The organism is Pseudonocardia halophobica (assembly GCF_027922425.1).
GTDB lineage: Bacteria > Actinomycetota > Actinomycetes > Mycobacteriales > Pseudonocardiaceae > Pseudonocardia > Pseudonocardia halophobica.
Window position 1 is genome coordinate 1 of sequence record NZ_BSFQ01000025.1, and the last position, 26,513, is coordinate 26,513.

At 71.4% G+C, this 26,513-nt stretch carries 23 protein-coding genes and 1 pseudogene; 15 read left to right on the forward strand and 9 right to left on the reverse strand.

Annotation, left to right across the window (positions count from 1 at the left end; genetic code table 11):
• The first annotated feature begins 102 nt into the window (after window positions 1-102).
• The 3 genes from PKE99_RS24525 to PKE99_RS24535 are packed head-to-tail and all read left to right on the forward strand — an operon-like array spanning window position 103 to window position 2,868.
• The gene (locus PKE99_RS24525; RefSeq protein ID WP_037049822.1) at window positions 103-1,623 is read left to right on the forward strand and encodes a class I adenylate-forming enzyme family protein; all 1,521 of its coding nucleotides are present in this window, start codon (window positions 103-105) and stop codon (window positions 1,621-1,623) included.
• A gap of 18 nt (window positions 1,624-1,641) precedes the next feature.
• A complete protein-coding gene (locus PKE99_RS24530) occupies window positions 1,642-2,232 on the forward strand; it encodes a metallophosphoesterase family protein (protein WP_051737898.1) in 591 nt (196 codons plus the stop codon).
• 9 nt (window positions 2,233-2,241) lie between these two features.
• Window positions 2,242-2,868: a TetR/AcrR family transcriptional regulator gene (locus tag PKE99_RS24535; RefSeq protein WP_156067844.1), complete on the forward strand. Its 627-nt coding sequence runs from the start codon at window positions 2,242-2,244 to the stop codon at window positions 2,866-2,868.
• Window positions 2,869-2,985: 117 nt separating this feature from the next.
• Here the strand turns inward: PKE99_RS24535 and PKE99_RS24540 are convergent, their stop codons facing one another.
• The gene (locus tag PKE99_RS24540; RefSeq protein ID WP_231498336.1) at window positions 2,986-3,633 is read right to left on the reverse strand and encodes a TetR/AcrR family transcriptional regulator; all 648 of its coding nucleotides are present in this window, start codon (window positions 3,631-3,633) and stop codon (window positions 2,986-2,988) included.
• Between PKE99_RS24540 and PKE99_RS24545 the strand changes: the two genes are divergently transcribed.
• Window positions 3,608-5,881 (forward strand): molybdopterin-containing oxidoreductase family protein, encoded by a 2,274-nt coding sequence (locus tag PKE99_RS24545; RefSeq protein ID WP_156067846.1) that lies wholly within the window; start codon window positions 3,608-3,610, stop codon window positions 5,879-5,881. The genes PKE99_RS24540 and PKE99_RS24545 overlap by 26 nt on opposite strands.
• A 39-nt stretch (window positions 5,882-5,920) precedes the next feature.
• Window positions 5,921-7,090: an aromatic ring-hydroxylating oxygenase subunit alpha gene (locus PKE99_RS24550; protein WP_037049826.1), complete on the forward strand. Its 1,170-nt coding sequence runs from the start codon at window positions 5,921-5,923 to the stop codon at window positions 7,088-7,090.
• 3 nt (window positions 7,091-7,093) lie between these two features.
• Here PKE99_RS24550 and PKE99_RS24555 read toward each other — a convergent pair whose 3' ends face one another.
• Window positions 7,094-7,693 carry a TetR/AcrR family transcriptional regulator gene (locus PKE99_RS24555; RefSeq protein ID WP_037049829.1) on the reverse strand — a complete coding sequence of 200 codons (600 nt, stop codon included), beginning with the start codon at window positions 7,691-7,693 and terminating at the stop codon, window positions 7,094-7,096.
• Window positions 7,694-7,804: 111 nt separating this feature from the next.
• Here PKE99_RS24555 and PKE99_RS24560 point away from each other — a divergent pair, with 111 nt between their 5' ends.
• The 3 genes from PKE99_RS24560 to PKE99_RS24570 are packed head-to-tail and all read left to right on the forward strand — an operon-like array spanning window position 7,805 to window position 11,654.
• Window positions 7,805-8,959 carry a CaiB/BaiF CoA transferase family protein gene (locus tag PKE99_RS24560; RefSeq protein WP_037050113.1) on the forward strand — a complete coding sequence of 385 codons (1,155 nt, stop codon included), beginning with the start codon at window positions 7,805-7,807 and terminating at the stop codon, window positions 8,957-8,959.
• Window positions 8,956-10,512 carry a class I adenylate-forming enzyme family protein gene (locus PKE99_RS24565; protein ID WP_037049830.1) on the forward strand — a complete coding sequence of 519 codons (1,557 nt, stop codon included), beginning with the start codon at window positions 8,956-8,958 and terminating at the stop codon, window positions 10,510-10,512. Before PKE99_RS24560 ends, PKE99_RS24565 begins: the two co-directional genes overlap by 4 nt.
• The gene (locus PKE99_RS24570; RefSeq protein ID WP_037049832.1) at window positions 10,509-11,654 is read left to right on the forward strand and encodes an aromatic ring-hydroxylating oxygenase subunit alpha; all 1,146 of its coding nucleotides are present in this window, start codon (window positions 10,509-10,511) and stop codon (window positions 11,652-11,654) included. The genes PKE99_RS24565 and PKE99_RS24570 overlap by 4 nt, the downstream gene beginning before the upstream one ends.
• 45 nt (window positions 11,655-11,699) lie before the next feature.
• On the opposite strand, the pseudogene PKE99_RS39055 reads toward PKE99_RS24570, so the two are convergent.
• The 7 genes and pseudogenes from PKE99_RS39055 to PKE99_RS24600 form a co-directional block, all read right to left on the reverse strand.
• A pseudogene (locus PKE99_RS39055) lies at window positions 11,700-11,894 on the reverse strand (AMP-binding protein); the annotation flags it as partial.
• A 133-nt stretch (window positions 11,895-12,027) separates the two neighbouring features.
• Entirely contained in the window at window positions 12,028-13,236 is a 1,209-nt protein-coding gene (locus tag PKE99_RS24575) for a cytochrome P450 (RefSeq protein WP_037049834.1), read from the reverse strand.
• A gap of 34 nt (window positions 13,237-13,270) precedes the next feature.
• The gene (locus PKE99_RS24580; protein ID WP_197040767.1) at window positions 13,271-14,434 is read right to left on the reverse strand and encodes an LLM class flavin-dependent oxidoreductase; all 1,164 of its coding nucleotides are present in this window, start codon (window positions 14,432-14,434) and stop codon (window positions 13,271-13,273) included.
• Window positions 14,435-14,461: 27 nt separating this feature from the next.
• The gene (locus PKE99_RS24585; RefSeq protein ID WP_037049836.1) at window positions 14,462-15,577 is read right to left on the reverse strand and encodes an NDMA-dependent alcohol dehydrogenase; all 1,116 of its coding nucleotides are present in this window, start codon (window positions 15,575-15,577) and stop codon (window positions 14,462-14,464) included.
• Between the two features lie 37 nt (window positions 15,578-15,614).
• Window positions 15,615-16,706, reverse strand: a complete 1,092-nt coding sequence (locus tag PKE99_RS24590; RefSeq protein WP_051737900.1) for a protein kinase family protein — start codon at window positions 16,704-16,706, stop codon at window positions 15,615-15,617.
• On the reverse strand, window positions 16,703-18,214 hold the full coding sequence (locus PKE99_RS24595) for a class I adenylate-forming enzyme family protein (RefSeq protein WP_037049839.1): 1,512 nt from the start codon (window positions 18,212-18,214) through the stop codon (window positions 16,703-16,705). The genes PKE99_RS24590 and PKE99_RS24595 overlap by 4 nt, the downstream gene beginning before the upstream one ends.
• Before the next feature lie 183 nt (window positions 18,215-18,397).
• Window positions 18,398-19,030, reverse strand: a complete 633-nt coding sequence (locus PKE99_RS24600) for a TetR family transcriptional regulator (RefSeq protein ID WP_037049842.1) — start codon at window positions 19,028-19,030, stop codon at window positions 18,398-18,400.
• 116 nt (window positions 19,031-19,146) lie between these two features.
• Between PKE99_RS24600 and PKE99_RS24605 the strand changes: the two genes are divergently transcribed.
• The 7 genes from PKE99_RS24605 to PKE99_RS24635 all read left to right on the forward strand — a co-directional run bounded on the left by PKE99_RS24605 (window position 19,147) and on the right by PKE99_RS24635 (window position 26,494).
• Window positions 19,147-19,899: an SDR family NAD(P)-dependent oxidoreductase gene (locus tag PKE99_RS24605; RefSeq protein ID WP_037049844.1), complete on the forward strand. Its 753-nt coding sequence runs from the start codon at window positions 19,147-19,149 to the stop codon at window positions 19,897-19,899.
• 134 nt (window positions 19,900-20,033) lie between these two features.
• Window positions 20,034-21,449 (forward strand): aldehyde dehydrogenase family protein, encoded by a 1,416-nt coding sequence (locus tag PKE99_RS24610; protein WP_037050119.1) that lies wholly within the window; start codon window positions 20,034-20,036, stop codon window positions 21,447-21,449.
• A gap of 243 nt (window positions 21,450-21,692) precedes the next feature.
• Window positions 21,693-22,883: an aromatic ring-hydroxylating oxygenase subunit alpha gene (locus PKE99_RS24615; RefSeq protein ID WP_037049846.1), complete on the forward strand. Its 1,191-nt coding sequence runs from the start codon at window positions 21,693-21,695 to the stop codon at window positions 22,881-22,883.
• A gap of 10 nt (window positions 22,884-22,893) precedes the next feature.
• The gene (locus PKE99_RS24620) at window positions 22,894-23,328 is read left to right on the forward strand and encodes a Zn-ribbon domain-containing OB-fold protein (protein WP_051737901.1); all 435 of its coding nucleotides are present in this window, start codon (window positions 22,894-22,896) and stop codon (window positions 23,326-23,328) included.
• Window positions 23,328-24,497 carry a thiolase C-terminal domain-containing protein gene (locus tag PKE99_RS24625; RefSeq protein ID WP_037049849.1) on the forward strand — a complete coding sequence of 390 codons (1,170 nt, stop codon included), beginning with the start codon at window positions 23,328-23,330 and terminating at the stop codon, window positions 24,495-24,497. The genes PKE99_RS24620 and PKE99_RS24625 overlap by 1 nt, the downstream gene beginning before the upstream one ends.
• A 186-nt stretch (window positions 24,498-24,683) precedes the next feature.
• Complete coding sequence (locus PKE99_RS24630) at window positions 24,684-26,039, forward strand: MFS transporter (RefSeq protein ID WP_051737902.1); 1,356 nt, start codon at window positions 24,684-24,686, stop codon at window positions 26,037-26,039.
• Window positions 26,036-26,494 carry a lipocalin-like domain-containing protein gene (locus PKE99_RS24635; RefSeq protein WP_051737903.1) on the forward strand — a complete coding sequence of 153 codons (459 nt, stop codon included), beginning with the start codon at window positions 26,036-26,038 and terminating at the stop codon, window positions 26,492-26,494. Before PKE99_RS24630 ends, PKE99_RS24635 begins: the two co-directional genes overlap by 4 nt.
• Window positions 26,495-26,513: the final 19 nt, after the last annotated feature.

A 26,513-nucleotide genomic window follows, 5' to 3' on the forward strand; every position in this document is an offset into this window, starting at 1 on the left:
CTCCTCAGAAGCCACCAACGACAAGAACCGATCAGCCACACCCTGCCGTCGCGGGCGTCCGGAACACCTCGTCCCGAACATCAACAACCTTACGGAGACCCGATGACGGAGCTGGTGACCGACGGTCTCGGCTACTGGGCGGCGGCCGCGCCGGAGCGGCCGGCGATCGTCTTCGACGGCACGGACGTCGTCGACTACCGCACGCTGGACCGCTGGACGGACGCCGCGGCGCACTTCCACGCGGCCTGCGGCGTCGTGCCCGGGGACCGGGTCGCGATCATCGGCGACAACGCCCTGGAGTGGGTGGTCGCCGGGATCGGGGCGTTGAAGCTGGGCGCGATCGTCGTCCCGCTCAACAACCGGTTCACCAGCGACGAGCTGCGTTACCTCGTCGAGGACTCGGAGCCACGGGTGGTGCTCGCCGACGAGGCCCACCGGGAGCGGATCGCCGCCGCCCTCGGGGGCACGTCGGTGAGCCTGCTCGGGCTGTCGGAGTTCACTGGTCTGCGGGACACGGACCCGGCCCCGGTGCCGCGGCCGACGGCGGGGCCGGACGACGTCACGCAGATCATCTACACCAGCGGCACCAGCAGCAGGCCCAAGGGCGTGATCTTCACGCACCGCAGCACGTTCAACCTGATCGCGGACTTCGCCTTCGCCGAGCCCGCGATCCGGCCGGGCGCGCGGATGATCTACCTGCTGTCGATGTCCGGCGCACCCGGGCTGCTCTGGCACTTCCTGCACCCGCTGACGCGCGGCGTGTCGATGTACTACGAGAAGGGCTTCGACGCACCGACCGCCCTGCGGCGGCTCGCCGGCGAGAAGATCCAGATCATGTGCGGCGTACCGGTGCTGTTCGAGCAGATGGCGAAGCAGCCCGCGTTCGCCGCGGCCGACCTGTCGTCGTTGGAGCTGGTCACGATCGCCGGGGCCCGGGCCTCGGTCGGCACGATCCGGGCGTGGCTGGACAAGGGCGTGCTGCTGCGGCAGGCCTACGGCATGACCGAGCTCGGCGGGATCTCCACGCTGAACCCGGCCGACCAGGCCGTCTCCCGGCCCGAGTCGATCGGCCGGGGCACGGTCTTCACCCGGCACCGGGTGGTCCGGCCCGACGGGACGGACTGCGACCCGGAGGAACCCGGCGAGATCATCGTGGCCGGCCCCGGCGTCACGCCCGGCTACTGGCGCAACGAGAAGGCCTACGCCGACGCCATGCGGGAGGGCTGGTTCCACAGCGGCGACGTCGGGATCAAGGACGCGGAGGGCTACATCCGGGTGGTCGACCGGCTCAAGGACATCATCATCACCGGCGGCTACAACGTCGCCCCGTCCGAGATCGAGGCGGTGATCGCCGAGATCCCCGAGGTCGTCGAGGTGTGCGTCATCTCGGCCGACGATCCCAAGTTCGGCGAGACGCCGGCGGCGATCGTGTATGCCGAGGCGCACCTCGAACCGGAGGCGGTCACGGCGTTCTGCCGGGAGCGGTTGGCCGGGTACAAGGTGCCCCGGCACGTCGTGGTGCAGCAGCAGCCGCTGATCCGGATGGCGAGCGGCAAGATCGCGCGCCGGCAGATCCGGGAGGCACACCCCGAGCTGGCGGCGCCGGCGCAACCGGTGGCGTGAAGCCCTGCCGACGTGAAAATGGGCATCGTCGCCGACGTGCACGGCAACGCCGCGGCGTTCGACCGTGCGCTCGGTGAGCTCGCCGCCGAGGCGGACGCACTGCTCGTCGCCGGGGACGCCTTCTCGGACCACCGGTTCTCGAACGACATCGTCCGGGCGATGCGCGAGGCGGAGGCGCTCTACGTGCTCGGCAACCACGAGCTGTCCTTCCTCGGCCCGGGTGGGACCCGCGCCCGCGAGTCGCCGCGGGTCTCCCGGGCCGAACTGGCGTACGTCGAGGCGGCGCCCACCGAGCTGCGGTGCACCATCGGCGGGATGCGCCTGTTGATGGTGCACGGCAGCCCCTTCCCGCCCTACGCCCGCTACCTCGATCCGGAGAGCCCGGAGTTCGAGCGCGCCGGTGAGCTCGACGCCGACCTCGTGGTCCTCGGACACACGCACCTGCCCATGGCCCGACGGGTGGGCCCCACACTGATCGTCAATCCCGGGTCGGTCGGGATGAGCGACCAGCCCGCCCGCGGCGATCAGGTCGGTTACGCCATCGTGGACACCGACTCGGGCGAGGTGATCTTCCGTTCCTTCGACAATCCCCGCCGCGCGGCCGTCTAGGCTGCGGTGATGCCCCGTCCGAAGCAGCCGCTGATCTCCCGCGCCGCCGCCGTCGCGGCCGCGCTGCGGCTCATCGACGAGCAGGGCTACGAGAGCTTCTCGCTGGAGAAGCTGGCCCGCGAGATGGGTGTGCGCAGCCCCTCGCTCTACCACCACTTCGCCAACCGCTCCGACCTGCTCACCGAGGCCTCGCGGGCGCTGCTGTCCTCGGTGCGTCTCGCGCCGGTCCCGGCGCCGGGGGAGTGGCAGGAGTGGTTCGTGGCGCTCTGCCTCGGCACCTACCGCCTGCTCCTCGACCATCCGCGTGCCGCGGGCCTGCTCTACGCCTACTTCCCGAACACGGTGATCATGCCCTCGCACGAGCGGGGTGCCCGGGTCCTGGCCGAGGGTGGGGTGCCGGCCGGGGACCGCTGGGTGATCATGCGCGGGCTGGAGAAGCTCGTGTTCGGCATGGCCTTCGCCGACGCCGGCGACGCGGTGCACGGCCGTACCCACATCCCGCAGGGCGTGGAGCGCGAGCGGTACCCGTACCTCGTCGAGGCGATCGAGTCCGGCGGAGCGGAGGGCGAGGCGCTGCTGGAACGATCGGTGCGGCTCTACCTGGCCGGGATCTCGGCCTCGCTCGTCACCAGCTGAGGCGCGTCACCGGCTGGTCCTCGCGAGTGGTCAGGTCCCCGCGAGTTCAGCCATCGATCCGGTGCGACCGTGCGGGTCGCGGCACCGCCGATGCGGCCGCTGCCTGATGGCTTGAGTTCACGATGCGGCGGACGTCCCGGGTCCGGGGACGGCGATCGCCGCGCGGCTGGGTGCCGGGGCGTCCACGTCGATGTACGGGAGCGCGCCGCGCAGGAAGCAGCGGATGGACTCCGCGAACAGGTCCTCGACGGACCGTGGGTTGAGCTCTGCGGCCTCGGCCAGCGTCGGCTCGGTCGTGGGGTCGACGTTCGCGAACGCCCGGCCCCGCTCGTCCGGGCCCTTGACCGCCTCGGTGATGGCGGCCGCGACCGTGAGCTTGTCCATGCCGTCGAGGATCAGCACACGCTGCTCGGGCGGCACGCCGAGCTCCGCGAGCAGGCGCGCGCTGGTGTCGTAGGTGCGGGTGAGGACGTCCCGGGGCATGAACTGCAGCAGGACGGGGGCGGCGTTCCGGTGCCGCAGCACCGCGCTGCGGAAGTCGAGGCTCAGCCGCACGAACCACTCCACCCAGTTCGGCACGCTCTGCTCGTCCGGCCACTTCGCCTCGAGCACGATCGCCCGCGCGACCGCCCGGAGGATCTCGGCCTTGTCCTGGAAGTGGTGGTAGAGCGAGGGCGCGCGGACGTTCAGCTCGCGCGCCAGCCGCGGGAGGCTGAAGGCGTCGAGGCCCTCGGTGTCGATGATCCGCAGGGAAATCTCGATCACCGAGTCGTACCTGATCAGCGGCTTCGCCGGGCGTGGCATGCGGACCATTATCCGCGATCCCGCCCCGCACTTGTCGCGCGCCACGCTGCCTATTACCTTTAGATTTCTCGACGCGGAGGGGGCGGGGATGTCCGGAGAGCGACGCACGGCCACCTACTGCCGGGTGTGTGAACCGGCGTGCGGCCTCGTCGCCACCGTGCGCGACGGCGAGCTGGTCGCCCTGGAGCCGGACCGCGACCACCCCGTCTCCCGCGGCTTCGCCTGCCGGAAGGGCATGGCCGGCGCGGCGATCCACGCCGACCCCGACCGCCTTGACCATCCCCTGCACCGCTTCGACGGCGAGGCGGAGGTGAGGTCCTGGGACGACGCCGTCGGCGGGATCGCCGCCACCCTCACCTCGCTCCTCGACGAGTACGGCCCGGAGAGCATCGGGCTCTACATGGGCAACCCCGCCAGCTTCAACTCGCAGATCGGCATCGGCACACCGGAGCTGTTCGCGCGCCTCGGCGTCACCCGCGTGTTCAACTCGGCCACACAGGACTGCAGCAACAAGTTCGCGGCCGCCACGGCGATGTTCGGTACCTCCGCCCTGCATGCCCTCCCGGACCTGCGGCGGACCGAGGCGCTGCTGCTGCTCGGCTCGAACTGGCGGGTGAGCAAGGGCAGCTTCCTCGTCGTGCCCAACGCCTACCGCGAGCTCGCCGACGCCGCCGCGCGGGGCGCCCGCATCTGGTTCGTCAACCCGCGGGACACCGAGACCGCAGGTCCGCGGACCGGCGAGACCGTGCCGATCAAGCCGGACACGGACGTCTACCTCCTCGCCGCACTGATCCACGAGATCGACCGCACGTGCGGGTTCGATCCCGTCGCCGACGAGCAGGGGGCGCACCTCGACGAGCTGCGCGCCTTCGTCGCGGACTACCCGCCCGAGCGGGTCGCCGAGGTCTGCGGAGTCCCGGCGGACCGGATCCGCGGGATCGCCCGCGACTTCGCCGCCGCCCCGCGCGCGGCCGCGCACATGTCCACCGGCGTCAACATGGGCCGGCAGGGCATGCTCGCGTACTGGCTGATGACCATGCTGGTGCTGGTCACCGGCAACCTGGACCGGGAGGGCGGCAACATCCCCGGCCGCGAGGTCTACCCGGCGGCCCGGAAGGCCCGTGGCGACCTGGCGCGCGACGTCGTCGACGGCGAGTTCGGCCCGATGCGCCGCGGGCACCTGCCCGGCGCGCTGCTGGCCGACTACGTCCTCGACGCCGAGCAGCCGATCCGCGCCCTCGTCGTGATCGCGGGGAACCCGCTGCTCACGATCCCGGGCGAGGAGCGGCTGCGGAAGGCCTTCGAGGCGCTCGAGCTGCTCGTCGTGATCGACCTCTACCCGAACGCGACGGGCGAGTACGCGGACTGGCTGCTGCCGGCCGCCGACATGTACGAGCGGGCCGACGTCAACGTCGCGACCCTCGGCATGGCGGCCAGCACGTTCGTGCAGTGGACGCCCGCCGTCGTCCCGCCGCGGCACGAGCGGCGCGAGGAGTGGTGGATCCTCGCCCGGATCGCCCAGGAGATGGGGCTTCCGTCCGTGCTCGACGCCGAGGACCCCGAGACCGCGCGCTGGTCCCGCGTCGACCACATGCTGGCCGCGGGTGGCCTGACCCGCGAGCAGGTGACGTCCCGCTCGCACGGGCTTCCCGTCGGCGACGCCGAACCGGGGTCCCTGTTCGCCCGACACATCCAGACCACCGACGGCCGCGTGGACTGCCGCCCGGCGGCCTTCGACGCCGCGATCGCGCGGTGCGCCCGGATCTTCGCCGAGCTCGCGACCGAGAAACCGGACCAGCTCAAGCTGATCTCCCGGCGGGACGCCAAGGCGCAGAACTCCTGGTACGCGAACGTGCCCGAGATGAAGCGCGGGCCGCGGGACCGCAATCCGCTCACCCTCAACCCCGACGACGCGACGCGGCTCGGACTGTCCCCGGGCGACGAGGCTGTCGTGCGCTCGGCGTGGGGCGAGGTCCGGGCGACCGTCGCTCTCGATCCCGGGCTGCGGGAGGGCGTCGTCGCGATGGAGCACGGCTGGGGGCTCCAGCCGGGACTGCGGCTGTCCCGCGAGCGCCCCGGGGTGAACGTCAACCGGCTGATGCCGCACGGGCCGGGCAGCTACGAGCCGGAGTCGAACATGGCCCGGCTGACCGGGATCCCCGTCGAGGTGCGCCCGCTCCGGCTTCCACTGGAGCCCTCGGTGGTGTAAACCTAGATGTAGTAGATAAACGTCGACGAGGGGGTCGCCATGACAGCTGCGCCTCGAGGGGACCGGATCCGGCGGGCTCTGGACCACCTGCGCAACGACACCACCGAGGAGTTCGACTCGGTCGTCCCGTTCGGTCCTGAGCAGTACCGCGACCCGGGCATCGCCCAGCGGGAGCGCGACCTCGTCTTCGGCCGGGTGCCGTCGATCGTGGCCCACGCGACCGAGCTGCCGAAGCCGGGGGACTTCCTCACGCTGCAGATGCCGCGGAACAAGGTGATCGTGGTGCGGCAGAAGGACGGCTCGGTGAAGTCGTTCGTGAACCTGTGCCGGCACCGCGGGGCGTTGCTGGAGGAGCAGGAGAAGGGCCGCTGCCGGTTGTTCTCGTGCGGCTACCACCGCTGGTCGTACGACACGGACGGCTCGTTGCGGGCGATCACCCGGGACAACACGTTCGGCGAGATCGACCGGACGCGGTTCGGGCTGATCGAGCTCCCGACCGAGGAGCGGCACGGTCTGATCTGGATGGTCGACGACGCCGTGGACAGCGGAGCCGAGATCGACGTCGCCTCGTGGCTGGGTCCGGAGGTCGACGACATCCTGGCCGGCTACCGGCTGCAGGACCTGCTGGCCGTCCGGTCCGAGGGCTTCGACGAGCCCGCCAACTGGAAGCTCATGCAGGACGCGTTCACGGACAACTACCACATCCAGTACGCGCACCCTAACACTGCGGGCAAGCACGTGCACACGAACGTGCAGGTCGTCGAGGACTTCGGCCGGCACGCGCGCATGCTCTCGCCCCGCAAGAAGATCGACCGCTGGCTGGAGGAGGACCCCGGCGACCGCGACCTCGGCCGGTACGTCATCGACGGGCACTTCCTGCTGCCCAACAGCACCCTGCTCCGCCAGCCCGACGACCACTTCGAGCTGCTCACCTTCCGTCCGCACCCCACCGACCCGGGGCGCTGCCGCATGGAGATGCGGCTGCTCGTGCCCAGCCTCGAGGCCAGCGGCATGACGAAGGAGAAGTGGGAGGAGGTCTGGGACAAGAACTGGAAGATCCTGCTCGCCGTGCTGCACCAGGAGGACTTCCCCCTGCTGCGGGCCGCCCAGACCGGGCTCGTCAGCGCGAACGCGGGCGGGATGGTGCTGGGCCGCAACGAGGTCGTGAACCAGATCTTCCACCGCGAGCTGCGGAAGCTGCTCGCCTGATCCTCACGCGAGGAACGCGGGCACCAGGAACGTGCGCAGCTCGCGCCGGAGCTCGTCCGGCGCGAGGCGCATGCCCTCCTCCTGCGACACCATCATCGTGGTGATGCGGGCCAGCCACCGGGCGGCCTCGTGCAGGTCCAGCTCGGCCCGCATCTCGCCGTTCTGCTGTGCCGCCTGCAGGATCGGTTCCCACAGCTCATAGGTCAGCTGGTGGGACACGCCCTCCCCGCCGAGGATCCGCGCGGCCAGACCCGGCTGGTCGCCCGTGACGAGCAGCTGTACCACCGGGTCCTTGTGGCCGCGGTCGACGTTGTAGATCAGGCCCTCCACCAGCTTCTCCCCGAAGCTCGGGAAGCGCCGGATGTGCGCCTGGGCGCGCGGGATGTTCAGGCGCGCCCGACGGGTGATCGAGGCCAGGACCAGCGCCTCCCGGTCCGCGAAGTACCGGTACACGGTGGCGCGCGAGACGCCGCCGGCCTTCGCCACGTCCTCCATCGTCGTCTTGGCGATCCCGAAGCGCTCGAAGCACTCCTCCGCGGCGTCGAGCAGCTGCGCCTGCATGCCTGCCGGCTCCTCGGTCGTGCTCGCGCGTGGGCTCGCCATGGCGGTGAGTCTAGGCCAGGTCTGCGAAATGAGACGCTTGACGAATAATGTCTCATGTGCCACGGTCGACGCATCCCGGACCTGGAGGCGTCGACGATGGAGTCGAGGGACGTGAGCGGTTACTCCCTGCTGGCGGGCGTGCGGATCCTCGAGGTCGCACAGCTCGCGCCGTCGTCCGTCGGCGGCCACCTCGCCGACCTGGGGGCGGACGTGGTCAAGGTGGAGACCGGCACGGGCGAGGGCGTACGGCACAACGGGGCCCGCGCCGTCGGCTCCCCGGACGGCCCCGGCTTCATGCACCTGCGGTGGAACCGGGGGAAGCGCAGCGTGGCCCTGGACCTGCGGTCCGAGGAGGGGCGGCAGGCGTTCCTGCGGCTCGCCGCGACCGCCGACGCGGTGGTCGAGGGCACCCGGCACGGCCATCTGGAGCGGCTCGGCCTCGGCTGGGACGCGCTGCGCGAGGTGCGCCCGCAGACCGTGCTGTGCGAGGTGTCCGGCACCGGCGCCGAGGGGCCGTACCGCGACCTTGCGACCGGCGGCATGTGGTTCGACGCCTACGCGGGCATGCGCACGGTCGACACCGACCACCCGTCGCCGCCCGGGGTCATGGGCGGCTCGGCCGAGGTCCCGCAGGCCATGTACGCCGTCGGTGCGTACGGGGCGATGGCGATCCTGGCCGCGGTGCTGCGGGCCCGCGAGACCGGTGTCGGCGCGCGACTGCAGGTCAGCAGTATCGACGTGGCCACGGCGTGGATGCCGGACAGGATCGACGCCGCGTTGAACGCCGACCGCACCTACGCGCGCCCGTGCTGGACGCCGGACGGCAGGCTGCCGGACTGGCCGCTGCTCGACGCCTACGCCACGAAGGACGGCGGCGCGATCGTCCTCGGCTCGCACCACCCCAAGTTCTGGCGGGCCCTCTGCGCGGCCGTGGGTCGCCCGGACCTGCTGGACATCGACCTGTCGACCGTGGACGAGGGGAGCGAGGAGCGCGCCCTGCAGGTGTGGCGCGAGCTCGACGCCTTGTTCCGGACGCGTACCAAGCAGGAGTGGACCGACCTGTTCCTCGCCCACGACGTCGCCGGCGGGCCGGTCAACACCGTCGAGGAGCTGCTCGACGACCCCCACTTCCGGGCGCGGGCCACCACCTACGAGAAGGGCGGCTACCGCTTCGCCGCCAGCCCGGTCCGCGTCGTGGGGGAGGAGTTCGCCCCGGAGCTCGCCCCCGAGCTGGGGCAGCACACGGAGGAGGTGCTCGGGTCGTGAGCGGCCACTTCTCCGAGCTGCTGCGCTTCTGGGCGCGTCGGCTGCCCGACCACCTCGCCGTCCGGTTCGCCGAGCGCGAGTACACCTGGGCCGAGCTGGACCGCGCCGCGGACGAGCTGGCCGCCGGCCTGTACCGGGCCGGGCTGCGTCCGGGTGACGTGTTCGGCATCCTCATGACCAACAAGGTCCAGTTCGTCGAGGCGATGCACGCCGCGTTCCGCGTCGGTGCGGCCGTCGAGCTGCTCAACGTCCGGTTCACCGCGGCCGAGATGGTGCACCCGGTCGTCGACGCCGGCAGCCGCATGGTCGTCACCGAGCCCGCGCTCGTCCCGGTGCTCGCCGACGCCCGCACCGCGGTGCTCGGTCTCACCGTGCTCACCACGGAACCGGTGGAGGGCTGCACCCCGCTCGACGACCTCCGGCTGACCGGCGAGCGGCCGCCGGCCCGTCGTCCGCACCCGGAGGAGACGGCGCTGCTCGCCTACACCTCCGGCACCACCGGCGTGCCCAAGGGCGCCATGCTGCCGCACCGGGCGATCGTCGCCAACGGGAACGCCCGGGCCGTCGCGGACGCGCTGACCTGGAGGGACCGCGTCCTCATCATCGTGCCGCTGGCCTTCACGGGCGGCTCGTCGAGCTACCTGCGCGAGTCGGTGACCACCGGCGCCCCGGCGATCGTGCAGGGCACGTTCGACCCGCCGCAGATCCTGGAGCTGCTCGAACGCGAGCGGATCACCGTGTGCTCGGCCGTGCCGGTGGTGTGGGAGGGAGTGCTCGCGCTCCCACAGCTCGCCGACGCCGACCTGTCCGCGTTGCGCGCCGGGGTCGGCGCGGGCGCGCCGATGGCGATCGAGGTGATCCGCGCCTGGCAGCGGCTCGGCGTCGGCATGCGCCAGGGCTACGGGCAGACCGAGTTCGCCGGCGGCTACGCCACCCTGCTCTACGAGGACGAGGCCGCGGACCACGTCGGGTCGGTCGGGCGCGTGATCATGCACCACGAGATCCGGGTCGTCGACTCCGCCGACCGGGACGTCCCGGTCGGCGAGCCCGGCCAGATCCTCCTGCGTGGCCCGTCGGTGATGACGGGGTACTGGAAGCGTCCGGAGGCGACCGCCGAGACCCTCGCGGGTGGCTGGCTGCACACCGGCGACATCGGCCGGCTCGACGAGCACGGCTTCCTCACCCTGGTGGACCGGGCCAAGGACATGCTGATCTCCGGCGGGCTCAACGTGTACCCGGCGGAGATCGAGACCGTGCTGGCCGGGCGGCCCGGGCTGGAGGAGTGCGCGGTCGTCGGGGTCCCGCACGAGCGCTGGGGCGAGGTCCCGATGCTCGTCGTGCCGGACCTGGACCGGGTCGACGTCGACGAGCTGCGATCGCACGTCGGCACGGTCCTGGCCGACTACCGCCGTCCGAAGTGGATCGTCGGAACCGGCGCCCCGCTGCCGCGCACGCTCGGCGGCAAGATCCTCAAGCGCGAGATCCGCGCGGCCTATCCCGAGGTGCCGCCCGACGCGGTGCCGCTCACCACCACCCGGGGGAACCGGACATGAGCCTGCTGAACAGCGACGTCGCCGACCTGCTCACCGAGCACCTCAAGGCCGGCACGACGGAGATGTCGCCGACGGACCTCCGCGTGCCGATCGCGCACTTCGTCAGCGAGGAGCGGGCCGCGAAGGAGCGCGAGCTGATGGCCCGACTCCCGGTGATCATCGGACACGGGTCGGAGATCGCCGAGCGCGGCAGCTTCGTCACCCGTGAGGTGCTGGGCATCCCGCTGCTCGTCGTCCGGAAGTCGGACGGGACGGTCGGCGGCTACCTCAACATCTGCCGGCACCGCGGCGGCCGGGTCGCGGACGCGCCCTGCGGGAAGCAGCGCTACTTCACCTGCCACTACCACGGCTGGAGCTACAGCCGGGAGGACGGCGGGCTGCGCGGGGTCCCCTACGACGACTTCTACACCCACGTCGACAAGGACCGGCACGGCCTGCACACCATCCGCGTCGAGGAGCGGCACGGGTTCCTCTTCGCGGACCTGTCCGGCCGGCAGGACTGGGACATCGACGACTGGCTCGGCCCGGAGGTGGACGCGCAGCTGGCCCCGTTCGGCCTCGACGGCGCGGAGATCTTCCTCGACAGGTCCTTCACCCTGGACATCAACTGGAAGATCGTCCTGGACGGCGCGATCGACGTCCTGCACCCGAAGTTCCTGCACCCCACCGGCGTCGGCAAGCTGATCGAGACGAACACCAGCGTGTGGCGGCAGTACGGGCGGCACGGGCAGTCCTTCAGCCCGCGCACGCGGATGGGCGACGCCGCCCGCGCCGGCGAGCCGACCGACGCGAGCTTCCGGTACATGGGCAGCAACCTGTTCCTCTACCCGAACTCGATGGTCATCTCCACGCCGGACCACGTCGAGTTCTGGACGGTCTGGCCGGACACCGGGACCGCGGGCCGCTCCACCACGCAGATCCGCTTCCTGGTCCGTCCGGAGAAGCGCGACGAGCGCATCGAGCGCCGGATCATGCGGAGCTGGGAGATCCTCGAGGAGGCCGCCGTCCAGGAGGACTGGCCGATGGAGCTGACCATCCAGCAGAACGCCGAGGCCCACCCGCACGGCACCTTCCTCTACGGCCGCAACGAGCAGTCCTGCCAGCACCTGCACCGCGAGTTGGCGGCGGACCTGGGGGACTGAGCCGGAGCTCAGGCTCCGGTCGGGATCATCGTCGTAGCCGAACGCGTGGAAGAAGGGGCTGACGATGGCGTAGCGGCCGCCGTCCCGGAACCCGGCGAGGCGGGAGAAGTCGAAGTAGCCGCGCAGGTTCTGGGCGTGTGTGGTGAGCACGCCCTTGGGACGGCCGGTGGTCCCGGAGGTGAAGAGGACGTCCGAGATGCAGTCGCCGTCGATCTGGGTCACCACGTCGTCCGGCGTCACCGATTCGGCCAGGAATACGTCCCACCCCAGAGCCCCGTCGGCCAGCAGTGCGCCGAAGGTGCGCCAGCGCCGGTCACCCCGCTCTCCGCCGAGAACCCCTGTTGCCAGCGGAACCCTACGATCTCGACAGGGGTCAGGACGTCTCCGGGGTGAACCGGATGCGCAGCGAGTTGATCCCTCGCACCTGGCTGTGGTGCAGCTCGGGCGTGTGCTCGGGGTCCAGCTCGAAGTCCGGGATCCGGCGGAGGATCTCCGCGAGGGCGACCGAGAGCTCGATGCGGGCGAGGTGCGAGCCGACGCAGCGGTGCGGGCCGCCGCTGAACGCGAGGTGCCGGTTCGGGGTCCGGTCGATGCGCAGCTCGTCGGGCGCGGGGAACTCCCGCGGGTCCCGGTTGGCCGCGGACAGCATGACCAGCACCATGTCGCCGGGCTGCAGGGTCACCCCCTGCAGCGTCGTCTCGCGGGTGACGACCCGGCCGGCGGCCACCGGTGCCTCGACCCGGAGCAGCTCCTCGACGGTGCCGCCCAGCAGGGACGGGTCGTCGAGCAGCCGCTGCCGCTCCTGCGGGTTGCGAACGAGATGGATGAGCCCCAGGCCCAGCACACCGCGCACGGTGTGCAGCCCGCCGAGCATCAGCAGCCAGAACATCCGGAGCAGCTCGTCGTCCGTCAGCGGACGGCCCTCGAACTCCGCGTCGACGATCTGCGAGGTCGGGTCCTGGCCGTCGCCGCCGCGGCGGTCGGCGATCACGCCGGTGAAGTAGGCGAAGACCTCCTCGTTGGCCTTCTGGCGGAACGCCGCGTCCTCCTCCGCCGGGGCACCGGGTTTCCCGACGAGGATCGCCTCGGTCCACTCGGTGAAGCGCTCGCCGTCGTCGAGCGGCCAGCCCATCAGGGAGACGAACGTGGCCATCGTCAGCGGGTGCGCCAGCTCCTGCACGACGTCGCAGCGCCCGCGCCCGGCGAAGCCGTCGATCAGCGACGTGGTGGTGTGCCGGATCGCCTCCTCCAGCGCGCGCATCCGGCCCGGGTTGAAGAGCGGGTTGAGGATCTGCCGGTACAGCTTGTGCTCGGGCGGGTCGATCTGCAGCGGGATCGCCGGCACCGGCGCGACCACGGGGACCTGGTTCTGTGTGTTGGAGAAGGTCTCCCAGTCCCGGACGACCGCGTGGACGTCGTCATAGCGGGTGACGATCCAGTGCCCGCCGTGCAGCGGGGACCAGGCGACCGGCGTCTTCTCCTGCAGCACGGCGAGCGCGTCGTGGGGATCGGCCAGCGCCGGGTCGGTGATGTCGAAGTCGGTGATCAGCTCGGCGGGGACGTCCTCGAGACGGGTGGGCACTGGCGTCGCCTTTCTGTGGTGGGGGGCGTCCGGGTCAGCCGGCGGAGCCGCCTCGCCCGGCGGCGTAGTCCGCCTGGGCCTTGCGGATGCCGGCGTGGAAGCGCTCGCTGAAGCCGTCCTTGCGCTCCGCGGTCCACGCGTAGGAGCGGTTCAGGGAGTCGGTGGTGCCGGTGAAGCGGGGCATGATCTCGTCGGCGAACAGCTCGTACTGACGGGTCGTCGCGGCGGTGTCCGCCCAGTCGTGGGCGGTGAGCAGGAAGGTGCCGAAGCCGCTGGTCAGCTCGACGAGCCCGCGGACGTAGTCGGCCACCCGGTCCGGCCCGCCGATACAGCCGTACCCGGACTCGTTGACCCGGCGCACCAGCTCCTCGTGGGAGACCTCCTCGCCCGGTGCGATCATCTGCATCGGGGTCGTGACGTGCCGGTACGCCATGAAGTCCGCCAGCCCGAACCGGGTGTCCTCGAGCGCCTGCTCGTCCGACTCGGCGAGGTGCACGTTCCCGACGATCGCCCAGTCGTCCCGCCTCACGGTCTGCCCGTGCGCGGCTGCCTCGGCCTCCGTGATCCCCCAGGTCTTCGCCAGCAGCTCCGCGGCGGCGGCCGAGGTTCCGCCGACGGACAGCAGCCCCAGCCCGTGCCGGCCCGCCAGCTTCGGCCCCGACGGCGACATGGCTGCGGCGACGGCGAGCGGGATCCCACCGGGCCGGTAGCCCTGGAGCTGCAGCCGGGCGTCGTCGAGGGTGAACCAGTCCGTCTTGCGGTGGACGGGGCCGGAGGTCCCGAGCAGCTCGATGATCGCGTCGAGCGCCTCCTCCATCCGCGGCCGGAGCAGGTCGTAGTCCATGCCCATCATCTGCGAGTCCGCGACGAGCGCGCCAGGACCGAACCCGATCCGGATGCGGCCGCGCGTCATGTGGTCGAGGAACGCGATCCGGTCCGCCACCATCAGCGGATGGTGGTACGGCAGCGAGATCACACCGCTGCACAGCTCGATCCGGGAGGTCCGCTGGGCGGCCGCGGCGATCATCAACTCGGGTGAGGGGGTGTACTCGAACCCGCCGCTGTGGTGCTCGCCGAACCAGACCTGGGCGTAGCCGAGGCGGTCGAGGGCCTCGATGTGCCGCAGGTCCTGCTCGATCGCGACGGCAGGGCTGCGGCGGGGGTTGTGGTACGGCGGCATGAACAGGCCGAAGCGCAAGGGATGCTCCCGTCGGGTGGAGTGGACTCAGCCGGAATGCACGACGACGCTGCGCAGCGTGCTGCCCTCGTACATCGCCGCGTAGCCGTCGTTGATCTCGTCGAGGGTGAAGGTGCGGCTGATCAGCTCGTCGAGCTTGAGATGCCCGGCGCGGTACAGGTCGAGCAGGGCGGGGACCGCCTTCGTCGGGGACCACGCGCCGTAGAGGCAGCCCTGGATCCGCTTCTGGTAGGCCGAGAGCTGAGCGAGGTCCAGGGGGATCGGGCTCGGTGCCCGTCCGGGGACCGCGGTGGCGACCACCGTGCCGTCCTTGCGGACGGCGTCGAAGGCCTGGGCGATGTGCTCGCCCTTCAGCACGCTCGTGGTCACGACGGCGACGTCCGCGCCCTGGCCGTTGGTGAGCGACCGGGCGAGGTCCGCGGCCTCCTCGATCGACTCGACCGCGTCGGTGGCCCCGAACTGCAGCGCGCTGGACCGGCGGAAGGGAAGCGGGTCGGCGGCGATGATCCGGACCGCACCGGCGTGCTTCGCGCCCTGCACCGCGTTGATCCCCAGACCCCCGGTGCCCATCACGATCACGACGTTCCCCGGCTCCACGCCGCCCGCGTTGACGGCCGAGCCCCATCCGGTGGGAACACCGCAGCCGACGAGCGCCGCGGTCTGCAGCGGGATGTCCTTTCCGATCGGGACGCAGCACAGCTCGGGCACCACGCTGTACTGCGAGAACGTCCCGACGAACGCGGCCTGGGCGACATCCCGGCCGTCGAGGTGCATCCGGTAGGTGCCGTCGAGCATGGCGCCCTTCGGAATCAGCGCACCGAGGTCGCACAGGTTCTGCATCCCGCCCGCGCACCAGCGGCAGCGCCCGCAGCCGGGGATGAACGCCGTGACGACGTGGTCGCCGGGCTTCAGCATGGTGACGCCCGGGCCGACCTCCTCGACGACGCCCGCTCCCTCGTGGCCGCCGCAGTAGGGCAGGACCTGGGTCGCGTTGTCGCCGGTCGCGTGGTGCTCGTCGGAGTGGCAGAGGCCGGTGGCGACGTACCGGACCAGCACCTCGTTCGCGCGGGGCTCGTCGACGTCGACCTCGACGACCTCCCACTTACCGGGTACCTCCATGAGCAGAGCTGCTCTGGACTTCATCGGTCCTCCTCCTCGCGCGCCCATGAGGGGCGCGTGGTCACTGGCCGAGGGCGGCCAGGGTGTCGTGGTCGGCGACGGCCGCGGCGTAGCGCTCGCCCATCAGCCGGCAGACCTCCTCGCCCTGCTTCTCGGGCGGGCACACGGCGAACAGCAGGCCGTGCAGGTGGTGGCGGCGGTAGGCCGCCCAGGCCTCGTCGAAGGTGGGGGCGGGGGCACCGGTCGCGGCGAGCGCCGCCAGGTAGGTCCGCAGCAGGTCGCGTTCGCAGGCCCGGCGGGTCTCGACGTCGAGGGCGCCCACCAGGAAGTACGCCGTGTCGTCCGACCACGGGCCGAGGCAGGCGACCTGCCAGTCGAGGAAGCGGATCGCGCCGTCGACCAGGTACGTGTTGCCGATGTGCGGGTCACCGTGCGCGAGGGACTGGACGCCCGCGTCGTCAATCTCCCAGAGCTGGTGCATCGCCCGCTCCACACGCCGGCGATCGCGCATCGCGGGGGTGAAGCAGTCGGTGGTGGGCCGCTCCAGAGCCGCCGTCCAGTGGGCCTCGGACAGGAAGCCCGTGACGACGGTCCGGTACTGCGGCGAGCCGACGACGAGCCAGGGCGTGGCGCCGGGGCCGGTGCGGTCCCAGCTGCGCCCGTGCATGTCCGCCAGCAGCTCCAGCGCGGCCGCGACCTGGTCGGGGGTGTAGCGGTCCTGCGGTCGGCCGAACGCGACACCCGGCTCGCGCAGGTCGTCGAGCACGACGAGGCCCTGCTCGCCCTCGTCGTCGACCTCGGTGCCCCAGCAGCGAGGCACGACGTCGCCGAGCGCGGGGGCGATGTCGGCGTAGAAGCGGGCCTCCGCCCGGTAGCCGCGGTGCCCGAGGGCGCGCATGGCGTCGTCGAATCCGCCCTTGAGGCACAACGCCTCCGGCGGGCCGCCCTGCGGGTTCTGCGTGTACCCGACGCGCAGCATCACCTTGGTGGCCGTGCCCCACACGACCGAGTCGACCGCCACCTCGGCGACCTCGACGCCCGGGGTGGTGCGCGCGAGGATCCCGGTCAGCCACTCCGGCGTGATCCCCTCCAGGGCAGTGGGGGACCGGAGCGCGGTGCTCTGCGTCGATGATTCGCTCGCACGCTCACTCATCGGACCTTGGCGTGCGTGGCGGGGACGTCGGCGTAGAGCTCCCGGATCTCGCGGCGCGCGATCTTGCCGCTCGCCATGCGCGGCAGCGGGTCCGCGGCGTGCACCACGTACCGGGGGACCTTGTAGCCCGCTAGGTGCTCGGTGCAGTGGGCGACGACGGCCGCTCCGTCGGGCGCGTCGAGACCGTGTACTACCGCCGCCGGGGTCTCGCCGAACCGCTCGTCGGCCACGGGGACCACGCACACCTCGTCGACCCCGGGCAGCCCGGCGATCACGTTCTCGATCTCCGACGGTGCGATGTTGTACCCGCCGGAGATGATCAGGTCCTTCATCCGGTCGACCATCCGGATCAGTCCGGTCTCGTCGGCGACGCCGAGGTCGCCGGTGTGGAACCAGCCGTCCCGCCACGCCGCCTCGGTCGCCTCGGGGTTCCGCCAGTACCCCGGCGTGATCGACGGGCCCTTCGCGACGATCTCGCCCTCCTCACCCGGCGCGCACTCGGCGCCGTCCGCCCGGACGACCCGGTGCGGGGTGAAGACCGAGCCGCGACCGACCGCCTCCGGGTGCGCGATCGCCTCCTCGACGGGGTTCATCGACGACAGGCCGTGCAGCTCCGTCATCCCGTAGGACTGCCGGAGCACGACGCCCTTGTCCAGCCAGACCTTCAGGTTGTCCGGAGACACACGCGCACCGGCCACGGTGGCCAGCTGGATGCAGGAGAGGTCGGCCTCCGCGAACTCGGGCAGCGCGGACATCTGCTCGAACAGCAGCGGCACGCCGCACACCACCTCGACCCGCTGCTCGCTGATGCGCTGCAGCATCGCCTTGGCGTCGAAGCCGCGCTCGTAGAACAGCGTCATGCCGCGAGTGAGCGGGTGCAGGACATGCCACGGGAGGCCCGGCATCCCCGACATGGACAGCACGAAGATCATCCGGCCGCCCGGACGCATCACGGGCTCGGTCACCGCGAACTCGGTGAGGAAGCTGACGAAGCTGCGGTGGGAGAGCGTGACGCCCTTGGGCTTCGACGTGGTGCCGCTGGTGTAGACGATGATCGCGACGTCGTCCGGGTCGACCGTGGGCGGCGGCACCGGGGTGTGCGGCGCCGTGCGCTGCTCGGCGAAGGACTCCATCGGCAGCAGCCGGATCGGGTCGTCCCCGATCGCGTCCGCCATCCGCTCGCGGGACGCCTCGTCGGCGACCACCGCGACGGGCTCGGCGTCGGTGAGCTGGTGGCGGAACTCCGTGGGCGTGAAGCGGTTGTTGAACGGAACGGCGACGGCGCCGAGCTTCAGGGCGCCGATCGCGGAGGCGATCCACTCCAGACTGTTGGCGCCGACGAATCCGACACGGTCGCCGTTGCCGACGCCGAGCGCGGCGAGCCGATGGGCGGCGTTGTCGGTCCAGCGGTCGAGGGTCGCGTAGTCCACCTCGTCCGTGCCGTCGAAGACGATCGCGAGGCGGTCGGGGTTGTTGCGCGCCCACCAGCGGACGCCGTCGGTGATCATGCGGTTCTCCCGGTGGTGGGCAGGAGAGGGTGGCGCCGGACGCGCAGCGAATCGGGACGCGAGGGCATTCGTCCGCACTCCTGTCTGCATTGACGAGGTATCGCACGGAAATGGCTCGGAAAAGCCGAACGAAAACTTACCTTACGATGGTAGGTAGAGGGGTGTCAAGGGTCGCCGTCGACGTCAGGGCCGGCGGCCGAGGCGCGGGTCGTCGATGCCGCGCAGGAAGGTCCGGATCGACTCGGCCCACAGGGTCTCGGGGTCGAGCGCGTTGGCCTCGATCGCCCGGGTGAGCGCCGGCTCCGACCCGGGGTCGACGTCCGGGAAGATCTCCTTGCGGTTCGCCGGGCGTTTCATCGCCTCGGTCAGTGCGGCGCCCAGGGTGAAGCGGTCCAGACCGTCGAGCACGAGAACCTGCAGGTGGTCGGGCACGCCGACCTCGGAGAGGAACGCCGCGGAGATCTCGTAGACGGGCGCGAAGACGTCCCGCGGCATGAACTGGAGAAGCACGGGTGCGGCGTTGGCGTGCCGCAGGATGGTCCGCCGGAAGTTGAGGCTCTGGGTGACGAAGTACTCGATCCAGTCGTCCGGGTTCCGCTCCCGGGGTCGCGGCGTCTCCAGCACGATCGCCCGGGCGACCGCCTCGAGGATCGAGGCCTTGTCCGGGAAGTGGTAGTAGAGCGACGGCGCCTGCACGTTCATCTCGCGGGCGAGGCGCTTCAGGCTGAACGCCTCCAGGCCCTCCTCGTCGATGATCGCCAACGCCGACGATACGATCGACGGGTAGCTCAGAAGGGGCTGGGCGGGCCGCGGCATGCGCGGATTATGGCGCACCGACGAACGCGTCGAGGACTACTTTCACCTATTTGCGTAAGGTATCTTCGCCGCCCATCCGGGGTCCGTCGTGGACCCGGCGGGGAGAGGACCGGCCCATGGGCGTGCTGGACGGGAAGATCGCGCTGGTGACGGGGGGAGCCTCGGGTATCGGGCTGGCGTCGGCCCGGGCGTTGGCGGAGGCGGGTGCGGCGGTGGCGATCGCTGACCTCGACGCCGATCGCGGTGAGTCCACGGCGAAGGAGCTGGTCGCCGCGGGCGCCCGCAGCCTCTTCGTACGGACGGACGCCACCGACGAGGAGCAGGTCGCGGCCATGGTCGGCCGGGTCGTCGACGAGTTCGGCGGCCTCGATCTGGCGCTGAACAACGTGGGGCGCGGCGAGCTCGGCCGTACCGTCACCACCACGTCCCTCGAGAAGTGGAACTGGATCCTCGGCATGTCGCTGACCTCGGCGTGGCTGGGGATGAAGTACGAGATCCCCGCGATGCTCGCCCGAGGCGGCGGGGCGATCGTGAACATGGCGTCGAGCGCCGGGATGAGCCCGCAGACCACCGCCTCACCGGCCTACGCGGCAGCGAAGGCCGGGGTCGTGCACCTGACCCGGTACGCCGCCAAGCAGTACGCCGCGGAGGGGATCCGGGTGAACGCCGTCGCGCCCGGGCTGACCCTCACCCCGACCGTCGAGGCCTGGTTCAGTCCGGAGGCGATCGCCGAGCAGGTGTCGAGCGGGCAGTTCGTGGAGCGGGCGGTGGTGCCCGAGGAGGTGGCAGCCGCCGTCGTGTACCTCTGCTCGCCCGCCGCCGCGATGGTCACGGGGCACACGCTTCCGGTCAGTGGGGGTATCGCCTGATCGGCACGGTTGACACCGTTCTATCTACACCCGTAAGGTAAAGATCGGTCGCCGCGGAATTCGCCGCGACCCTGTTGCCGGCGTCGATTTCGCCGCCATTTCCCGAGCCTGCCCGACGAGGGGGAGTGCACGTCGTGACCTTCGATCTGTACGTGGACGGGGCGTGGACCGCCTCGGCGAGCACCGAGCGGGTCGAGGTGCTCAACCCGGCCACCGAGGAGCGGATCGGCGACGTGCCCGCGGGTTCGCCCGCGGACGTCGATGTGGCGGTCTCCGCGGCCCGCCGGGCCCTCGAGGGGTGGGCCGCGACGGACCCGGGCGAGCGCGCCAAGATCGTCTTCCGGCTGGCGGACGAGCTGGAGCGCAGGCAGGACGAGCTCACCGACATCGTGGTGGCCGAGGTCGGCACGCCGCGGCGCACCGCCCGCTGGGCCCAGGTCGGGCTCGGCATCGTCGACCTGCGGGAGGCGGCGGCCGCGGCGGCGGACTTCCCGTGGGAGGAGCCGCTGCGCAACTCGCTGATCGTGCGCGAGCCCGTCGGCGTCGTCGGCGCCATCACGCCGTGGAACTATCCGCTGCACCAGATCACCGCCAAGATCGGCGCCGCGTTCGCCGCCGGCTGTACCGTCGTCGTCAAGGCCAGCGAGGTGGCCCCGCTGACCGCGCAGGCGCTGGCCGGGGCGATCGACGCGATCGGTCTGCCGCCGGGCGTGTTCAACCTGGTCAACGGGTACGGGCCGATCGTCGGCGAGGCGCTGGCCGTGCACCCGGACGTCGACATGGTCAGCTTCACCGGCTCGAACGCCGTGGGCAAGCGCATCCTGGAGCTCGCCGCGGGCACGGTGAAGCGCGTGTCGCTGGAGCTCGGCGGCAAGAGCGCCGCAGTCCTGCTCGACGACCTGTCCGACGAGGAGTTCGCCAAGGCCGTCCCGCACACCGTCCGGGCCTGTTACATGAACGGTGGCCAGTCGTGCAACGCCCAGACTCGGATGCTCGTGCCGCGCGACCGGCTGGGAGCGGCGGAGGAGTTGGCGAAGGCGGCGGCTGAGGCCTACGTCCCCGGCGACCCCACCGCAGACACCACCAAGCTTGGCCCCATGGTCACCGGCGCGCAGCGCGACAAGATCCTGAACTACGTGCGCACGGGCCTCGAGGAGGGAGCGAAGCTGGTCACCGGCTCGTCCGAGGCGCCCGCGGGTCCGGGCTTCTTCGTCGCCCCGACGGTCCTGTCGGACGTCGCGCCGACCGCGACCGTCGCCCAGGAGGAGATCTTCGGGCCGGTGCTGTCGATCATCCCGTTCGACGGCGAGGAGGAGGCCCTGGCGATCGCGAACGGCACGATCTACGGGATCGCCGGCGCGGTCTGGTCTGCGGACCCCGCCCGTGCCCGGCGCGTCGCGCGCCGGATGCGGGCGACCCAGATCGAGGTCAACGGCGGCCGGTTCAACGGGGCCGCCCCGTTCGGCGGCTTCAAGCAGTCCGGACACGGCCGCGAGGGCGGCGCGTTCGGCCTCGAGGAGTTCGTCGAGATCAAGAGCCTGCAGCTGTGAGCGGTGGCTTGACCCCAGCAACCTAACCCAATAAGGTGACACCGACCACGCACCGGAAACGGTGCGAGGCGGTGCCACCATCGACCGGGTGACACGTGGAGCGAGCCCATTCCCGGGGCCGCAGGCGGATTCTCCCGATCGCATTTCCCGTTCCCGAACAATCGTCGACGACGACGAGCCGGAGCCGTCCCACCACCACGGCACGATCCACAGTGGCGGGCGGCCCTCAGGAGGAGGGCTCCGATGGTGTACACCGACCTGCCCTACGACGCGGAGACGAAGGCCGGGTTCGCCCGCGCCCTCTTCGACCACCTCGACCGCGGCACGACCGACCTCGCGCCCGAGGTCCTCGAGATCGACGCGCGGGTCTACTCGGACCCCGCCCTCGCCGTGCGCGAGCGCGCCGACCTGTTCGGCCACGTGCCGATCATTGCCGCCCACGGCAGCGAGCTGCCGAACCGCAACGACTTCCTCGTGGCCCAGCTGCCGAACAACGAGGTGGTGCTGGTCCGCCAGGCCGACGGCCAGGTGCGCGGCTTCGTCAACACCTGTCGGCACCGCGGGGCACGGCTGGTGAACGAGGACTCCGGTTCGCGACGGTTCTTCTCCTGCCGCTACCACGGCTGGTCCTACGCCGGCGACGGCTCGCTGCGGGCGATCGCCGACGAGCCGACGTTCGGCACGGTCGACAAGTCCTGCCTGGGGCTGAAGGAGGTGCCGGTCGAGGAGCGGCACGGCTTCGTCTGGGTCGTCGACTCCGCCGCGGGCGACCGGAAGATCGACATCGGCGAGTGGCTGGGCGCGGAGTTCGAGGCGTCGCTCTCCGCGCTGGAGATGGACCGCTACACCTGCTACGTGGCGGGCAACTTCGACGTGGACATCAACTGGAAGGTGCTGATGGACGCCTTCCTCGACGGCTACCACATCGCCTACGCCCACACCGGCACCGTCGCGCCGTACTTCTACAACAACCTGCAGACCTGGCAGCCGATGGGCCGGCACGGCCGGATGGTCTCCGCGCGCAAGAGCATCGACAAGGTCCGCGGCCAGGACCCGGAGACAGCCGAGATCGACCGGCACATCACCGTGGCGCACTTTCTCATGCCGAACATGAGCGTGCTCCGCCAGCCGGACCATCTCGAGGTCCTCAACTTCGTGCCCGCGCCGGGCACCGCCACGGGCACCCGGATGCAGATGCGGATCCTCACCCGCGAGCCCGCCGTGACCGACGAGCAGAAGGCCCGCTGGGACAAGAACTGGAACATCCTGATGGCGGTGCTGCGGGACGAGGACCTCGTGGTCAACGAGGGGCTGCAGAAGGCCGTGTCCAACCAGGACATCGGGCCGCTGTACTTCGGCCGCAACGAGATCGCCAACCAGCACTTCCACCGCTGGATGGCGGCTGCGCTCGACGACCCCCGGCACTGGGGCTGAGGAGGGATCCGTGGAGTACGAGTTCCACGCCCACCGGATCACCGGGGGCATCGGGGCGGACGACCGCTTCTGGGAGTCCCTGGAGGAGGGCGAGTTCCGGCTGCCCCGCTGCGCGGACTGCAAGCAGTGGATGTGGCCCGCGCACTTCCGGTGCGGGCACTGCGGTTCGTGGGAGCAGCTCTGGGAGCCCGTGGAGATGAGCGGGCGGATCTACTCCTGGACACGCGCGCACTACGCCTTCGACCGTACGAAGGAACGTGCCGAGGACGTGCCCTACGTCGTAGTCGTCGCGGAGTTGCCGGGCGCCGACGGGGCGCGGGTGGTCGGCGCGCTCGCGGGGCCGGACTCCGGCGTCCGATGCGGCGTCGAGGTGCGCGGCCACATCGACCCTCCCTCGGCGAAGAGCAAGGGGTACCCGGCCGTGCGATGGAGCGTGGTGGACTGATGGTGAACACGATGCTGCGCGGCACCACCGCCGTCGTCGGTGTGAGCGACACGCCCTGGTACAAGCGCGGCACGTCCGGGGAGCCCGCGCTCAAGCTGGTGTTGCGGGCCATCGTGTCCGCCGCCGAGGACGCCGGGGTCGACCCGTCGGAGATCGACGGGTTCGTCTCCTACGGCTCCGAGCGCAACGACGGCCAGCGGATGATGCCGGCGCTCGGGACGAAGGAGCTGCGCTTCGGGGCGCTGGTGTGGACCCACGGCGGCGGGATCCCGGGCGCGCTCGGCCTCGCGGCCACGGCCATCGTCACCGGCCAGGCGAACGTGGTCGTGGTGTACCGGGCGATGTCGGAGTACCGCGGCCGCCGGCTGCGGGTGGACGTCGCGCAGGACGACACGTCACCCCAGCACCTGGTCAACGGCCTGGACTCGCCCGCACAGCTGTGCGCGTTGCGGTCGATGCGGCTGATCGAGGCGGAGGGCGTGCCCGCGCGCACGCTGCGGGACATGGCGCTGGCCTCGTACCACCACGCGAGGCGCAACCCGCGGGCGATCGGCCGCGACACCGAGCTCGACGCGGAGACCTACGAGGAGTCCCGCTGGGTCTCCGAGCCCTACCACCTCTTCGACTGCTCCCGGGAGAACGACGCCGGGTCCGCCGTCATCCTCGTGTCGGCGGAGCGCGCGAAGGACCTGAAGCAGAAGCCCGCCTACCTGCTCGGCGCCCCGATGGGAGCGGCATCGGGCTGGGGGATGCGGGAGGAGAGCGGCAACCCGTACTGGTCGGCGGGCTTCCAGGGCGTGGCCGACCGGCTGTGGGCGGACACCGGCTACGGGCCGGGCGACGTGGACGTCGCGCAGATCTACGAGAACATGACCGGGATGGGCGTGTCCGCCCTGATCGAGCACGGCTTCTGCACGCCGGAGGGCGCGGGGGAGTTCGTCACCTTCGACAACTTGATCGCCCCGAACGGCGGCCTGCCGATCAACACGTCCGGCGGCAACCTCGCCGAGGGCTTCATCCACGGCATGAGCCTGGTCGGCGAGGCCGTCCGGCAGATCCGGGGCACCTCCACCAACCAGGTGCCCGATGCGAACCTGTCCCTGATGACCGGTGGCCCGGGCGACCCGGTCGTCTCCACGGCGCTGTTCGCGAGCGCGGCGGCCCTCTGAGGAGCTGGACGAGGGCGAGGTCGCGCTGCGTGCCGGCGATCTCGTCGTGGTGAACGGCAGCAGGCACGCCTGGCAGAACAGGTCGTCGGAGCCGGTGCGGGTGCTCTCGACGATCGTCGGGGGCACCCGCACACCCACCACCTGACGCTCGGACGTCATCGTCGACAGAGAGTACGAGGAGCCACCATGTCCCGACCCGCCGCGCGTACCGCGGGGTCCAGGGCGGTCGTCCTGACCTGCCTCGCGGTCACCGTCCTCGACGGCATCGACCTGCTGATGTTCGGCGCCGTCATGCCCGTGCTGATCCAGAACAAGGAATGGGGCATCACGGCGGTCGAGGCCGGGTTCATCGGCAGCCTCTCGCTGTTCGGGATGATGCTCGGCGCGATGCTCGCCGGGTACCTCACCGACATCGTCGGCCGCCGGCCCATCGTGCTCGCCTGCGTCGCGAGCTTCAGCATCTTCACCGCGCTGTGCGCGGTGGCGACCAACCTGCAGATGTTCGGCGCCTTCCGCCTGCTGGCCGGCCTCGGCTTCGGCGGGGCACTGCCCACGGTGATCGCACTGACGATGGAGTACGTGCGGATCGAACGCCGGCAGTTCTACAACGGCGTGATCCAGACCGGCTTCCCGATCGGTGGCGCCATCATCTCCGTCATCGCGATCTTCGTGATCCCCGCGTTCGGCTGGCACTCGCTCTTCGCCGCCGCCGGCATCATCGGGATCGCGCTCTTCGTGGTGGCTTATCGGAACCTGCCGGAGTCGCTGGCCTTCCTCGTGGCCCGCGGCCGGCACGAGGAGGCGCAGGCGCTGGCCGAGCGGTACGACCTGGGACGCAGCGCCGAGTCGGCCGTCGCGCTGCAGGCGGCTCCGCCCGCCGCGGAGGGCCGTCGGCGGTCCGCGCTGCGGACCCTGTTCGTCCCGGGCTTCCGCCTCGCCACCGTGCTCTTCCCGCTGATCAGCTTCTTCGGGCTGCTCGTGTCCTACGGCATGAACACCTGGATCCCGCAGATCCTCCGGTCCACCGGCTACGACCTCGGCTCCGCGCTCACCTTCCTCCTGGCGTTCAACATCGGCAGCGCGATCGGCATGGTCGTCCTCACCGGGCTGGCGGACCGCTTCGGGTCCCGCAAGGTGATCTCGACCGGCTTCGTCCTGGGCGCGCTGGCCGTCGCCACGCTGACGCTCGGCCCGGCGCAGGGTGTGGTCTTCGCGCTGGTGCTCCTGATCGGGTTCTGCGCGTCGTCCCAGACCGCCGTCTACGGGTTCGCGGGGATCTACTACCCGGCGGCCTCGCGCGGGACCGTCCTCGGTCTCTGCACCGGCCTCGGCCGGCTCGGCGGCGTCGTCGGGCCGATCATGGTGGGTCTCATCATGGCGACCTCCGCGGGTGCGACCGGCGCCTTCTGGGCCTTCGCGGCCGTGGGCGTCGCGGCGTCCGTCCTCGTGGCGGCGGTGCCCCGCAGCGGGCTCGCCGACCGCCGCGCCGAGCCACGGCCCGTCGCCGAGCCGGGTACCTCCGAGACCCCGGCCACCGCATGAGCACGAGCGAACGCACGGCACTCTCCGCCGAGCAGCTGTACGGCACCTGGGACCTGGTCCGCTTCGTCCGGCTCGTCGACGGTGAGGTCATCGGCGACGTCCTCGGACCCGACCCCGTGGGGCGGATCAGCTACCAGCCCGACGGGCGGGTGACGGCACTGCTCATGCAGCGCGAGCGCGCCTGGCCCACCGACGGCGACTTCCTGCAGGTCGACGACGCCACCCGCGGCGCCGCCGCCCTCGGTTTCGTCGGCTACGGCGGCTGGTTCGAGCTGGCGGGGGACACGGTGACCCACCACCTCGACATCTCCCTCTACCCGGAGCACCCGGGGACGGACCTGGTCCGGGTCGCGCGCTGGGAGGACGGGCTGCTGGTGCTGCGGACCGAGGAACGCCGCACCCGGTCGGGCCGCCTGCTGTACGACGAGCTGAGCTGGCGGCCGCTCACCCGCTGACCCGCACTCCGTCCCGACG

Excerpts from the sequence above, each read along its gene's own strand:
- PKE99_RS24525 (WP_037049822.1), top strand. The coding sequence starts at position 103 with ATGACGGAGCTGGTGACCGACGGTCTCGGCTACTGGGCGGCGGCCGCG.
- PKE99_RS24530 (WP_051737898.1), top strand. The coding sequence starts at position 1,642 with ATGGGCATCGTCGCCGACGTGCACGGCAACGCCGCGGCGTTCGACCGT.
- PKE99_RS24535 (WP_156067844.1), top strand. The coding sequence starts at position 2,242 with ATGCCCCGTCCGAAGCAGCCGCTGATCTCCCGCGCCGCCGCCGTCGCG.
- PKE99_RS24545 (WP_156067846.1), top strand. The coding sequence starts at position 3,608 with ATGATCCGCAGGGAAATCTCGATCACCGAGTCGTACCTGATCAGCGGC.
- PKE99_RS24550 (WP_037049826.1), top strand. The coding sequence starts at position 5,921 with ATGACAGCTGCGCCTCGAGGGGACCGGATCCGGCGGGCTCTGGACCAC.
- PKE99_RS24555 (WP_037049829.1), bottom strand. The coding sequence starts at position 7,693 with ATGGCGAGCCCACGCGCGAGCACGACCGAGGAGCCGGCAGGCATGCAG.
- PKE99_RS24570 (WP_037049832.1), top strand. The coding sequence starts at position 10,509 with ATGAGCCTGCTGAACAGCGACGTCGCCGACCTGCTCACCGAGCACCTC.
- PKE99_RS24585 (WP_037049836.1), bottom strand. The coding sequence starts at position 15,577 with ATGAAGTCCAGAGCAGCTCTGCTCATGGAGGTACCCGGTAAGTGGGAG.
- PKE99_RS24590 (WP_051737900.1), bottom strand. The coding sequence starts at position 16,706 with ATGAGTGAGCGTGCGAGCGAATCATCGACGCAGAGCACCGCGCTCCGG.
- PKE99_RS24595 (WP_037049839.1), bottom strand. The coding sequence starts at position 18,214 with ATGATCACCGACGGCGTCCGCTGGTGGGCGCGCAACAACCCCGACCGC.
- PKE99_RS24600 (WP_037049842.1), bottom strand. The coding sequence starts at position 19,030 with ATGCCGCGGCCCGCCCAGCCCCTTCTGAGCTACCCGTCGATCGTATCG.
- PKE99_RS24605 (WP_037049844.1), top strand. The coding sequence starts at position 19,147 with ATGGGCGTGCTGGACGGGAAGATCGCGCTGGTGACGGGGGGAGCCTCG.
- PKE99_RS24615 (WP_037049846.1), top strand. The coding sequence starts at position 21,693 with ATGGTGTACACCGACCTGCCCTACGACGCGGAGACGAAGGCCGGGTTC.
- PKE99_RS24625 (WP_037049849.1), top strand. The coding sequence starts at position 23,328 with ATGGTGAACACGATGCTGCGCGGCACCACCGCCGTCGTCGGTGTGAGC.
- PKE99_RS24630 (WP_051737902.1), top strand. The coding sequence starts at position 24,684 with ATGTCCCGACCCGCCGCGCGTACCGCGGGGTCCAGGGCGGTCGTCCTG.
- PKE99_RS24635 (WP_051737903.1), top strand. The coding sequence starts at position 26,036 with ATGAGCACGAGCGAACGCACGGCACTCTCCGCCGAGCAGCTGTACGGC.